Origin of the sequence: Flavobacterium sp. GT3P67, from assembly GCF_004349155.1 — a bacterium.
Taxonomy (GTDB): Bacteria; Bacteroidota; Bacteroidia; order Flavobacteriales; family Flavobacteriaceae; genus Flavobacterium; species Flavobacterium ranwuense.
Genome location: NZ_SMLF01000021.1, coordinates 1 through 12,428 on the forward strand (window position 1 = coordinate 1; position 12,428 = coordinate 12,428).

Here is a 12,428-nt window from a genome sequence, read left to right on the forward strand (position 1 = left end):
GTTTAGCAATCCTTCTGTTATTCGGATTGCGTTGTAATGCGCAGGATAAATTACCGAATAGAGTAACAGGTTCATGGATGGGTAAAGTGGATGCTAAAGACCTGTCATTAGCAGAATCTGTATTGTTCAAATTTGAATATAAAAATAATGCCATCAAAGGGTTTATGGATTTTCCTGAAAAAAGGATTAAAGACGTATCGCTTGATAAAGTATGGATGGTTAAGGATAGCATATTTGCAGATGCTAGAAAATCTTTAGGTTGGCCGGAATCGGCACCACTTATTTTCAGAGGAAAAATGATGCCTGATGATTCCGAAATAATCGGAGTTTGGGGCGGAGACCGACCACTAAGATTAAGCGTTACAGATTATGTCTTCAACCTTAAAACCAATTTAAATCCGAAAATTGAAGGATATAAAATAATCAAGCTACTTGAGAGTACCCCTATTAAAGACCAGCAAGCTACAGGAGATTCTTGGAGTTTTGCGACAACTTCATTTATTGAAACCGAGGCCATAAGAGCAGGCAAGAAACCCGTTGTACTGTCACCCATGTTTTTTGTGCGTCCAACCTATATCGACAAAGCCGAAAACTACATCAGAAGAAATGGTAGCAGCTTTTTTGCAGAAGGCGATCTGACATTTAGTGTTTTAAAAGCTTATCGCGAATACGGTGCTATACCCGAAGTGGTCTATTCCGGAAAAAACAATGCTGCCGCGAAACACGATCATTTAGAGATGAATAATACCCTGCTGGAAAAAGCAAAACAGTATTCAAAATCCCACGGTGACTTGAATCCGGAACTCTATAGAAATGACATTGATGGTATCCTTACTGAAACGCTGGGCAAAGTTCCAGATACATTCGTCTATAACGACACCCAATATACACCCATGTCATTTGCGAAAGAAATGATCGGAATCAATCCGGACGACTACGTAGAAATAACTTCTTTCAGCCATCATCCATTTTATTCAAAGTTTAATTTGGAAATTGAAGCCAATTGGAACAACAACCAATATTTAAATCTGCCATTAAATGATTTTAATGCTGTAATCGATAACGCGCTACTACACAATTACTCAGTCTGCTGGGATGGGGATATATATGAAGGATTTAAAGATGGCTTTGCGGTTTTGAGCGATAAAAAAAACATAACGCAGGAAATCAGGCAAACTGTCTTTAATAATCGTACTACAGAGGATGTACACAACATGCACATTATTGGCATTGCTGAAAATGCAAATGGCGATAAATTTTATATCATTAAGAACTCATCGGATGGCAATGATTGCGGCGGATATATTTATATGTCAAAAGACTATCTTCTTTTAAAAACGATATCAGTATTGGTTAATAAAAGCGCAATACCTAAACCTGTAATGAAGAAGATTAAACGCACTGAGTCGAGAAATCGCAAAGTACAATAAAGACAAATATAAAGCCGAACGCATAGTTCGTTGTTTCATTATTTGAAACTCGTAATTTGTTGTAATCAAATTAATTAACCTAATTTTAAAGAAGTTTTATTCGAAAAAAATTCCGTCATACAAAGGAACCATAAGTAGCATTACTATGATGGAAGGCTAAGTAACAAAAGAGGAAATAAATTTAAAAATAGCAAAAACAAAAAAGATGAAAGCAGCAGTTTATACTCAATATGGTGTTCCCGCAGTTCTTCAACTCAAGGAAGTAGCAAAGCCATCGCCAAAAGAGAATGAAATTCTTGTGCGGATTAAAGCTACGGCAGTTAACTCAGGGGATGTCCGTTTGCGAAGAGCTGACCCCGCTGCAGTTAGATTATTTTTTGGTTTACTAAAACCTAAGATTAATATACTGGGTTGTGTTTTTTCAGGTGTAATCGAAAGTATCGGTAATGATGTCAAACAATTCAAGATTGGAGACGAGGTCTTTGGTCATACAGATATGAATTTTGGTGCTTATGCAGAATATATTTGCCTGCCTCAAGAAGGATCGTTGGCATTGAAACCTGCTAGCATATCACACAATCAAGCAGCCGTCATCCCATTTGGTGGCATTACAGCATTACATTTTATTAAAAGGGCGACGATAAGACCAGGGCAAAAAGTGCTTATCATAGGTGCTTCAGGTGCGGTCGGAAGTGCTGCTGTTCAACTGGCAAAGTCAAATGGGGCAATTGTAACCGCAGTTTGCACCTGAATGTCTTCTTTTATAAATTCCCAATATTTGCCTTTAAGGCAAATAGGATCAAAATCCTCATCGGCAGAGTTAAAATCAGTAAAGTTTTTTAGAATCTGTGCCTCATCGTGGGTATACTCACATCTTTGCTTATGCAGGCTGATCATCTTGGAAATATCGTATTTAGGTAAAAGATCGTGCAGGTCCCAAAAATCCTTTTTCCGTCCATCTCTGGAAACAACATCCACTTTCATGGCTATGATTTCCTCCACAGTAGCCATGCGAACCCTCTCGATTACCACCGCAGGTTCTATAAATTTATCATTGCTGTAATGCACATCGAGCTTGACCGTATTATCCCTGTCAAATCCCACCTAATAAGACTTTCCCATACCCACAATGCCACCAAAACCCGGATATACATATGCAAAATTGCTTTCTAAATACTTTTGAATGACATCAAAATCAATCGTTCCATAATCCTCATCGGTAAAAAGGTCAATATCAATGGACATTCTATGTCCGATCTGTAGACTCAGCGCCGTGCCGCCAACCAAACGAAAGTCCCTAAATTCTTCCGCCTGCATCACTTGTAACAGGCTCTCTTGAAGTAATGTATTTACGGTGTTCCAGTACATCATCCTTTTTTGGCTTTATTTTTATTCTTAAGGATCATCTCCTTAACAATTGGCTTTATTGTGGAAGCCCCGTAAAATTTAATTATTTCTTTTTTTTCAGTGATATTACCACGCTCAAAAATTCTTCTTATAACCGCACCGGACTGCTTTTCCCAATTGATAGCATTGATATCGGTATCCCAAAATAAACTTTTTCTCAGATGTGTTATATCAGGGCGTGCGACATGTAAGAACTTTTGCTTTTCTTTTTTAATATCATAATAAGCCTGTAGTATCACTAATGTCCCCTCTTCCAAGCCTAATGCATTTTCAATTTTTATCGCTATGCCTGTATTCATATCCCTTTTGCCTTTAATAATAGCATTAAAAGTTTGTGGATGCTCCATAAGAGACAATGCAAAGGGACGCTGGGCAAGGTTTCGCTTGTCCAATTCACGCTCAAGTACCGCTCCGGGATGAATACCCTTATATTTTTCAAACTCTTTTTTCACAGTACAAATATAAACAAATTTGCTTACAATTTTCTTAAATACCTGTTAAGTAAAAACATGAAGGTTCTGTCGCAGCTGTCGAGCATAAATCAACTTATTAGTGTTTACGGTGGGTTATGCTACTCACACGATTCTTTTATAAAAAAAGGTTCCTTATTAAGGAATTGATTTAAAAGTGAGGCTATTATAAAATTATCAAAATAAAGCACAAATATTTTAAAACAATAAAAAACCAATGCAGAAAAAAAGTGGCATTGGTTTTTTGCTATTCCAATATTACTTGTAACCTTTACAACTATTTTGTTGATTTCTGATATTCTCAGTATTTTATGTTCAGGAAAATGTGTTTTATAGCTTTTTAAAGCTAAGTGTTTTCCTAAAAAAAATTTCTTGAGGTGTATTTTCTTGTAAAGAGAATTGTGGGTGTATCGTGTTATAAGTTTACACATCTGCCACTAAAGCAGTCTCAACTTGTTTCCTACTGACTAAATTTTGTGGCGACAAAAACTGATGTTTGAAGATCTTATTGAACGCCTCAATTTTAGAATTGGAAAAAGGAATGTCTTTTGAGCAATTAAGTGTTTGATATCTTGACTGGTTGTATCTAAAAAATCACGAACTGTGGTATTTACGTTCTCCACACCGCCATCGGTGACAAAAGCGATGGGTTCTTTGTTTTTATGTTTCAAATATGCTTGTTCCAACAAATCTCTAATAGCTTTTGGCTTGGAACTATTTTCAACGCGGTATCCTAGAATCATTATAGAATAATGATCCATCAAAAAATGGATATAGTGTTTCTTGTCATCTGCCGTTTTCAATATTGTTACATCGGCACACCAAATTTCATTAGGCCTATAAAGAAATGAATATTGTTTTTTCAGGTTCGTCAATTTGCTATTTCTCTTTATAAATTAAATACTGCTCTCTCATTTTTTTAAAGTTTCGCAAACCTTCCTTCCAGCTGTTTCTTATATCTTCTTCCGACATTCCTGCTTCAATTTGTTGTTGTAATTTTTCATTTCCAGCACGTATTGAAAACTTTCTTTTGTCAAAAAATTTAGATTTATCTGCGGTGGTTTGATAGGCTTTGATGAGCCATTTAATTTCCAGTCTGTCAATTTTTGGAATGCCCGATAAATCAGCTCCATTACATTCTACTCCATTGTACAAAGGGTCCTTGTCTCCAAAATTGGGTTTGGGAGTAAATGCAAAATCGCTTTTCGGTAAATAGGGAGACCCATAAATTTGAAATTGTTTTTCAGTTCCACGTCCCATACTTACATTAGTGCCTTCAAAAAGACACAAACTGACATATAAATTGATGGACTGGTCATTGGGCAAATTAGGAGAAGGTCTAACAGGCAAGCTATAACTGCTGCTTCGGTTGTAGTTCAGACACGGGATAACAGTCAATTTGCATTGAATTCCGTCTTTCAGCCATTTTTCTCCATTGATCATTTTAGCTTCTTCGCCTAAAGTCATTCCATGAAGCAAAGGAGTTCGGTGCATGCCAATTCCACTTTGAAAAGCAATATCCAAAACCGGACCGTCCACAATAGCAATATTTGGATTAGGGCGATCCATTACAATTAGCGGAATATTATTCTCAGCACACGCTTCCATTATTCTATGCATTGTCGAAACATAGGTATATAACCTTGTTCCTACATCTTGCAGATCAAAAACCATTACATCAATATTTTTCAATTGTTCGGGACTTGGTTTGTTGTTTTTTCCATAAAGAGAAACAATTGACAGGCCCGTTTTTTTATCAATTTCATCAGAGACATGTTCGCCTGCATCGGCAGTTCCTCTAAATCCATGCTCAGGAGCGAAAATGGTTTTTATTTTTATATTTTTTTGAACTAAGAAATCTACCAAATGGGTTTTCTCATCAATAATTCCGGTTTGGTTGGTTACAATCCCAATACTTTTACCTTTAAACAAAGGCAAATATTCGGTATAATTCTCTGCTCCTGTTTTTATTTTTTGCGCAAAAGATATGGTTGTAATCAGTACACAAATCAATAATAGTTTTTTCATAATGTTTATTTTTTTATTTTTCCAAAGATTAAAAGGATTAAAATGTTTTTTTTTGCCACGAATTTCACGAATTAAATTGTCTCGAATTTTTTCACGCAAATTCTGCAATTTAATTCGTGAAATTCGTGGCTAAAAAAATCGTGGCTAACTTTTTTTAATTATTGATTTGTCTCCAAATTTTGGTACTAAAATTATCTTTATACATTAGTCTGTTCGTTCGAGTTGGATTAACACGATTCGTCAGAATAATTAGAAATCTGTTATTATTCGGATTTATAAAGAAAAAAGTCCCTGTAAAACCAGTATGTCCAAAATCATTTTCTTTATAAAATTCATCCGGTTTTCGTTTATCAAAACCAAGTCCACGATAAATTCCTTTTTTGGCAAGAGGTGATTTCCTAAACTCTTTAACAACGGTTGCTTTTAGAATTTGTTTTCCTTGATACTTTCCATTGTTGAGTAAAATCTGGCAAATTACCGAGATAGATTCTGCGTTTGCAAATAAGCCTGCATTTCCGGAAACTCCTCCTAAAATAGCTGCTGCTTCATCATGAACATAACCTTTAATAGTATCTTTTCTAAAAAAACTATCAATTTCAGTCGGCGTCACATTTTCCTCAGAAGTCCATTTCAAAGGATTATATCCAATTTTTGAAATACCCATTTTGCTATAAATTTCTCTCGCCAGTTGATCCATCGTTGTACCCGTTTTTGTCTCCATCATTTGTTGTACAAGGATTAAATTTAAGTCACTGTACAAGTAGTTACCACGAGGATTGATATTGGCTAAAGCTATTTTTTCATAAACCGTTTTATAAAATTCGGGGTTTAACCACATGTTTTTATAAATCTGAACATAATTATCCTTTGGTTCAAAAGAAAGGTATTTTGTATCGTAAACGATATTTTTATTTACATACATAGTATCGAATAAATCAGGATAAATATCAGATTTCTGACTGCTTAACAAAGGTGATCCGTCTGGCGTAGAAAGCAGACTTTGATAAAAAGTAATTCCTGATTTCATTCCTGTTGTATGTGTTAATAATTCAAATAGAGTTAAATCGGCAATAGCCGTGTTTTTGTAGACGGAAACTACCTCGCCCAATTTATCATCTAAATTTATTTTATCCTCTCCAACCAAGCACATGGCCACTAGCGTAGCTCCCAAAACTTTGGACATGGAAGCCAAGTCATATACGTCTTCTGATTTTACTTGTTGCTTTTTAGAGTAATCGTGAAATCCATAATTTTTCGATATAAAAACAGCCTCTTTACTGCCTACAATAATTTGAGCTCCCGGAAAAAAACCTTTTTCGAGTGCATTATTCATCATCGAATCGATATAAACTTCATTCTGTTTTGTGTCGAAATATTTTTTTGAATTCTTTGAGGAACGGCAACTGATTCCTAAAAAAACCAATAAAACAAGTACTGTTCTAATTGCTATATTTTTCATTTTTTAAGGATTAATTCTCAAGTCCTGCGTAGCTACAAGAGGTTCGTTATTGGTCCCAGTAATCACAATTCTCACTGCCTTTACCGCTTTTTTTGGATAGATTGATGCGTTTCCATAATTAAAACTGTCACCTTTTTCAAAATCAATCCCGTTGTAGGAGTATTCAACATAGCCATCATTGACAATAAATCTTGGATGGTGCGGGATTCCTGTCAAGACATCTATTTTTGAAGAAAGAACAGGGTTGGCGAAGGTGAATAAAATCCAGTCGCCATTTACACACGGATTGGCAGTGCGCAAATAACTTTCGATGTTGTAATCTTCTAATTTTGAAAATGGGAATTTAGGGTTTTCGGTCATCGATGAGGTGACTTTTACCTCCGGTTCCTGATAAGGAGAGCAATTAAAATTTACCTTAGCAGCCGATTCTTTTGCTTCTTTATTTTCAACAGTAAAATCCAAACGATAGTTATTTTTTTCATTGTAATTTTCGATCACAAATCTAAGACGAGGTTTTGATTTTAACGTTTTTTCTTCTGAATAGGTTTGTATTAATTTATCATTTTCAAAAAGCGAAATTGCGCTAACAACTCCACTAGTAGTTCCATCTGCTGTTGGATTGAAAGTCAGATACCAAATCCCATTTTTATCGATATTTTCAGAAATATTCTCCGAAATATTTAAAATTTCCACTTTAGAAGTATTCCAATTTGCAACCGCAGGTTTCTCGACTTTTACAGCGGGACTTGCTGCATTTTCGTTGAAAAAAGTACGGAACTGGTATTTCTCATAATCCTTTGTTTGAATTGGATTTGTATATAAAGGCGATTGTCTTGTAGGCTCATTCCCTTGTGAGTCATAGCGAATATCTGCTCCTTCATAAGGTGGTGTTACTGTAATGATTCCTTTTTTGTAAGTTGCCATGGGTGGGAAATCTCTAAAAGCAACTCCCATATTAGCCAAACGTTGTAAATGACTATTTGTTAATCTTCCGTAGAAATTATCCCAGTTTTTGTCTTCTTTTTTAGACCAGGCAATCTCTGACAAGGCGCTAATTCGCGGGTAACTTTGGTATTCCATAAATCGTGTTGGTAGGTCAAGATATTCACTCCATAGAGCACCTTGAACTCCTTTTATTAATTTTTGCTGTTCTGATGTAAGATCGTTTTCAGGAACGGGTTCAAACGAATAGACTCTTTTTGTATCTGTAATAGCAGCCCAGCGGTGACCACGCTCATTCTCGGATTGCGCCATATCAAAATAAGTATATTGCCCCGGAATCATAATGGTCTTATGTCCTTTTTTTACAGATTCAATTCCGTAGTTTACGCCTTGCCAGGCAAAAATTTCTGTATTTGGACTCAGTTCTCCCCCTTTAATAATTTCGTTCCAACCCGCTGTTTTTCGATTGTATTTTTCTACGATTTTCTCAATGCGTTTAAAGAAATAATTCTGAAGTTGGAAAGGATCTGTATATCCTTCTTTCTCCATTACAGCCTTACATTTTGGGCACTGTTTCCAAGTTGCTGTGTTGACTTCATCTCCAGCAACATGAATGTAATCAAAAGGAAACATTCCCGCAAATTCTTTGATAATCGAATCTAAAATTTGGAAATTTTCTTCTCGACCAACACACCACACATTTTTCACTTCTCCTTGAACACTTTTTGTTTCCTCGGTTGTAACACAGCCAATTTCCGGATACGCTGCGGTTACCGCACGAGAGTGTCCCGGGATTTCAATTTCGGGCATAATAGCAACTCCACGGGCCGAAGCATAAGCTACAACTTCTTTTATATCTTCTTGGGTATAATAGCCTCCGTAGCGTTTATTCCCAGAACCGTAGGATGGCAATAATACTTCTCCTGGTCCGCGCCAAGCACCTTTTATAGTCAAATCGGGCATTGATTTAATTTCGACTCTCCAGCCGTTATCATCGGTCAGGTGCCAATGAAAAACATTCATTTTGTGTGCCGCTAACCAATTGATATAATTTTTAACTGTTTCTTTATCAAAAAATTGTCTTGAAACGTCAAGCATCATTCCGCGCCATTCAAAACGAGGATAATCTTCTATTTTTACAAATGGAATTGTTCCTTTTTTTACCTCTTTTGCAGAACAAATTTGTAATAAGGTTTGAAAACCATTCAAAACTCCGTTTGGAGATTTTCCCAGTACTAAAACACCATTTTTTGACACGCTCAGTTTATAACCATCATTTGGAAGACTCATTTTTTCATCTACCAAAAATTGTATTGTCTTATTTTTATGCTTATTTCCAATAGTCACAGTCGAATTAATGCCTGTGTTTTTCAAAAAATTACTTTGAATATAATCCGTGCTTTTTTGCAGTTTTTCATCAATAATAATTGGCACTGATGAAGGAATTACAAACACTTTTGCTTTATGTTCTATTTTTACAGGCCTTGGGATTATATCGAGTTTTTGAGCCTTCAATACATTCAGAAAACTGAATAAAACGGTAATTACTAGGATGATTTTTTTCATTTTTTGGTCTCTATTTTATTTTTGGTATAATTATATTGGTATGCTTTCGGTTTGTGCTCAATTAGCGTGATCCTTTATAAAAAGTTAGTCTAACAAGTAAATTCCACCTTCTATAAGCGAGGTCCAAACACGACCTTTTTGATCAATCGAAAATCCATTTACACTCGAATTTCCTAGATGCTGTTCTTTTATAACCTCAAATTTCTCAGAATCAACGATGATAACTTCTCCTTTTCGGCTTCCTAAATATATTTTGTTGTTGTGTTCTAAGATGGATGCAGGGTTGTGTTCGTATCCTAGCTTTAAATCCAAAACTTTACTTTGGCTTACCAAATTTTCTTCGCTCAATTCTAGATCATCAGTAAGAGGCACTCTTAAAAGTTCTCCATTCATTGTTTTAGCGTAAAACCACTTCCCATCTTGACTTTTTCCCATAGATTCTCTAACTTTCCATTTAGAAGTTCTCAAAAGTGTTTTACCAGTTTCTAATTCTAAAATGGTCAAAAAGCGTTCTGGAGTAACAAAATAAAGTCTGCTTTTTGACGAAACTACATTTACGTTTCCTGCCGAATACAAGACTTGTTTATCGTTACCGTTATTCCATTTCCAAATAAGTTCTCCCGTATTTTTATTTAAGCAATAAAGATTGGTATCCCATGCGCCAAAAATAATTTTATCACCTTGTATCAAAGGGGTTCCTTGCGAATAAGACTGCGGTAATTTGTTTTGCCAAATTACTTGACCGTTAACTGCATCGATGCAAATAAATGCTGTAGAACTCGCTGTATAAAGTTTGTTGTCTTCGACAACTGGCGAGCCTACCAAAACGCCTCCAACAGAAATAGTCCATTTTTGCTTGCCCGACTCTTTATCTAATCCTAACAGATTTCCTTCTATCGTACCAATAACAAGGATATTCTTTACAATTGTAGGTGAGAAATAAATAGAATTTCCTGTTTCTATTTTCCAATTTAAAGTCTTATTTTTCAAATTAACCGATTGTATCTCGCCAATAGAATTAGTAAAATAAAGATTTTTTTTATCAAAAGAAGGTACACTATAAATAGACGCAATGTCTTTTATAAAAGGAGGGAAATCAGTTCCTAAATTATCCTTTGGAATTTCAATTTTTGAAGGTTTCGATGGAACTGAAAATCTAAAAACACCAGGTTTTTCTAGCTCTTTTTGGTAGATACTGATACTATCTTTGCTGATGATAACCTCGTTATAGCTTTTTGTTTTTCCATCGCGCGATGTAATAGATGCTCCCATAACACCACTCAAACCAGAGAAATCATATTTCGTCAACGTATGTCCATGACCGCAAAAACTGACAACTGTAGGGTATTTTTCTAAAACTGAAAGTACTTCTTTATAATTACTGACACTATTATCCAATGGGTAATGTGCAAAGTTCAAGACTTTTTTATTGTTGTTTTTAAGACTATCTTTTAATGTTTTATCGAGCCAAAGTACATCTTCATGCTTTACAAAACCATCTCCCATTTTCATATAAGGACCACACGGAAAGCCTATGAAAAGATATTCTCCTTTTGAAAAAACAAATCTATCATTGCCCCACAATTTTTTATACGTCAAACCAGCACTCTCGCTCCAATTCGTTTCATGATTTCCTGAAATCACATAATATGGAATTTTTAAATTAGCAAGTATAGAATCAACTTGTTTTAATTCATCATCTGCACCACGATTGGTTAAATCCCCAGTTACTACAACAAATTCATGGCTTGAATTATTAATTTCTTTTATAATATTTTGCAATAAAAAATCATTTTCATTCCCCACAGAAACATGTAAATCGGTAAGGTGCGCAAACTTGATATTCCCTGTTTTTTCTGTTTTTTGAGAAAATCCAGATGCAATTATAAAAATCAATAATATTTTGGAAAATAGATATTTCATAAGTAATTATTTATTTTGTTTTTACTGTCTCATTAAAAAAATTATAAAAAAACAACAATTGAAACTTTAAGGAGTTTTCCCAATATTCGATGTTGTGTTTTCCTGGACGTTCTATATAATCGTGATTTATTTTTAACGCGAGCATCTTTGTGTGAAGATCTCTGTTTACATCAATAAAGAAATCATCGACACCACAATCAATAATAAGTTTTAAATTATTGCTTTCTACCAATTCGAGCATATTAACAACTGTATTTTTGTCCCAATTTTTCGGAAATTCTGTTATAGATCCTAGACGTTTTTTTATGTCCCATTTCTCAGAAAATGGACGAAAATCGACACCTCCACTCATACTTCCTGCCGCCCCAAACACCTCTTGATGCTTGAATGATAAATACAATGCTCCGTGTCCACCCATACTAAGACCTGTTATGGCTCTTGCTTCCCGAGTTGCAATGGTTTTGTATTTTTTGTCTATAAAGGGAACTAATTCGTCGATAATGTAAGTCTCATATTTGAAAGCGGGATCAATTGGACTGTCAAAATACCAACTGGAATAATTTCCGTCAACACCAACTGCTATAAATCCATATTTATCAACCTGTTGTGCAACTTCTTTGAAGCTTTTCACCCAAGTCGCATAATCTCCACTGTACCCATGAAGCAAATAAACAACTGGGAGTTTTTTGTTTCTTTTTTTATAACTTTCTGGAGTTATGATACAGGTTTTTATATTTTTTTGCATCGAAGCGCTAAAAACTTGTAAAGTATCAACTTTAGCAGCTTTAGCAGAAAAAAATATTAGTACAAAAACTAATAAATAGATTGTTTTTTTCATAGAATTATGGTGTCTTTTATATTAAGAAAAAGCATAAATTTTTCTTGAGAAATAACCGTTCCAATTTTTACTTTCATTTGTACAACTCAAAAAGAGTATAGAATCAAACTCAAGAAGTTTATTTCAAACAACTTTTCAAAATTGTCACTGGATGCAAGGCTGTTCTACTGGTTCCGTCAAAAATTTGGTGACGACAACTGGTTCCTGCAGCAGCAATGGCTACATTAGGATCTGTAGCTCTAATTTTAGGAAACAACGTATCTTCACCCATTTGCATGCTGATCTCATAATGTTCTTTTTCATATCCAAAAGAACCTGCCATGCCGCAACATCCTGAATTATAAATGGTAACCGAACTGTTTTTA

The 12,428-nt window shown here is 35.0% G+C and carries 12 protein-coding genes; 2 read left to right on the forward strand and 10 right to left on the reverse strand.

The window, feature by feature from the left end:
- On the forward strand, positions 1–1,430 hold a 1,430-nt coding region (locus E0H99_RS16970), incomplete at its 5' end, for a C1 family peptidase (RefSeq protein WP_131998463.1).
- 205 nt (positions 1,431–1,635) lie between these two features.
- The gene (locus E0H99_RS16975) at positions 1,636–2,181 is read left to right on the forward strand and encodes an NAD(P)-dependent alcohol dehydrogenase (RefSeq protein WP_131998466.1); all 546 of its coding nucleotides are present in this window, start codon (positions 1,636–1,638) and stop codon (positions 2,179–2,181) included.
- Here E0H99_RS16975 and E0H99_RS17520 read toward each other — a convergent pair.
- The 10 genes from E0H99_RS17520 to E0H99_RS17020 form a co-directional block, all read right to left on the reverse strand.
- Positions 2,133–2,441, reverse strand: coding sequence for a nucleotidyl transferase AbiEii/AbiGii toxin family protein (locus E0H99_RS17520; protein ID WP_240723510.1), 309 nt, complete (start codon positions 2,439–2,441; stop codon positions 2,133–2,135). The genes E0H99_RS16975 and E0H99_RS17520 overlap by 49 nt on opposite strands.
- A gap of 93 nt (positions 2,442–2,534) precedes the next feature.
- Positions 2,535–2,801: a nucleotidyl transferase AbiEii/AbiGii toxin family protein gene (locus E0H99_RS17525; RefSeq protein ID WP_240723511.1), complete on the reverse strand. Its 267-nt coding sequence runs from the start codon at positions 2,799–2,801 to the stop codon at positions 2,535–2,537.
- Complete coding sequence (locus E0H99_RS16985) at positions 2,798–3,289, reverse strand: transcriptional regulator (protein WP_131998468.1); 492 nt, start codon at positions 3,287–3,289, stop codon at positions 2,798–2,800. The genes E0H99_RS17525 and E0H99_RS16985 overlap by 4 nt, the downstream gene beginning before the upstream one ends.
- A 485-nt stretch (positions 3,290–3,774) precedes the next feature.
- Entirely contained in the window at positions 3,775–4,182 is a 408-nt protein-coding gene (locus E0H99_RS16990) for a DDE-type integrase/transposase/recombinase (RefSeq protein WP_165930314.1), read from the reverse strand.
- A gap of 4 nt (positions 4,183–4,186) precedes the next feature.
- Positions 4,187–5,335 (reverse strand): exo-beta-N-acetylmuramidase NamZ domain-containing protein, encoded by a 1,149-nt coding sequence (locus E0H99_RS16995; protein ID WP_131998474.1) that lies wholly within the window; start codon positions 5,333–5,335, stop codon positions 4,187–4,189.
- A 154-nt stretch (positions 5,336–5,489) separates the two neighbouring features.
- On the reverse strand, positions 5,490–6,794 hold the full coding sequence (locus E0H99_RS17000) for a serine hydrolase domain-containing protein (protein ID WP_131998477.1): 1,305 nt from the start codon (positions 6,792–6,794) through the stop codon (positions 5,490–5,492).
- A 3-nt stretch (positions 6,795–6,797) separates the two neighbouring features.
- Positions 6,798–9,302 (reverse strand): beta-N-acetylhexosaminidase, encoded by a 2,505-nt coding sequence (locus E0H99_RS17005; protein WP_131998480.1) that lies wholly within the window; start codon positions 9,300–9,302, stop codon positions 6,798–6,800.
- A gap of 84 nt (positions 9,303–9,386) precedes the next feature.
- Entirely contained in the window at positions 9,387–11,225 is a 1,839-nt protein-coding gene (locus tag E0H99_RS17010; protein WP_131998483.1) for a PQQ-binding-like beta-propeller repeat protein, read from the reverse strand.
- Between the two features lie 10 nt (positions 11,226–11,235).
- Complete coding sequence (locus tag E0H99_RS17015; RefSeq protein ID WP_131998486.1) at positions 11,236–12,063, reverse strand: alpha/beta hydrolase; 828 nt, start codon at positions 12,061–12,063, stop codon at positions 11,236–11,238.
- Between the two features lie 118 nt (positions 12,064–12,181).
- Positions 12,182–12,428 (reverse strand): hypothetical protein (locus E0H99_RS17020; RefSeq protein ID WP_131998489.1); only part of this gene is annotated, 247 nt, incomplete at its 5' end.

What these genes read in the sequence shown, in the direction of transcription:
- E0H99_RS16975 (WP_131998466.1), top strand. Translation starts at nt 1,636, where the DNA reads ATGAAAGCAGCAGTTTATACTCAATATGGTGTTCCCGCAGTTCTTCAA.
- E0H99_RS17520 (WP_240723510.1), bottom strand. Translation starts at nt 2,441, where the DNA reads ATGGCTACTGTGGAGGAAATCATAGCCATGAAAGTGGATGTTGTTTCC.
- E0H99_RS17525 (WP_240723511.1), bottom strand. Translation starts at nt 2,801, where the DNA reads ATGATGTACTGGAACACCGTAAATACATTACTTCAAGAGAGCCTGTTA.
- E0H99_RS16995 (WP_131998474.1), bottom strand. Translation starts at nt 5,335, where the DNA reads ATGAAAAAACTATTATTGATTTGTGTACTGATTACAACCATATCTTTT.
- E0H99_RS17000 (WP_131998477.1), bottom strand. Translation starts at nt 6,794, where the DNA reads ATGAAAAATATAGCAATTAGAACAGTACTTGTTTTATTGGTTTTTTTA.
- E0H99_RS17005 (WP_131998480.1), bottom strand. Translation starts at nt 9,302, where the DNA reads ATGAAAAAAATCATCCTAGTAATTACCGTTTTATTCAGTTTTCTGAAT.
- E0H99_RS17010 (WP_131998483.1), bottom strand. Translation starts at nt 11,225, where the DNA reads ATGAAATATCTATTTTCCAAAATATTATTGATTTTTATAATTGCATCT.
- E0H99_RS17015 (WP_131998486.1), bottom strand. Translation starts at nt 12,063, where the DNA reads ATGAAAAAAACAATCTATTTATTAGTTTTTGTACTAATATTTTTTTCT.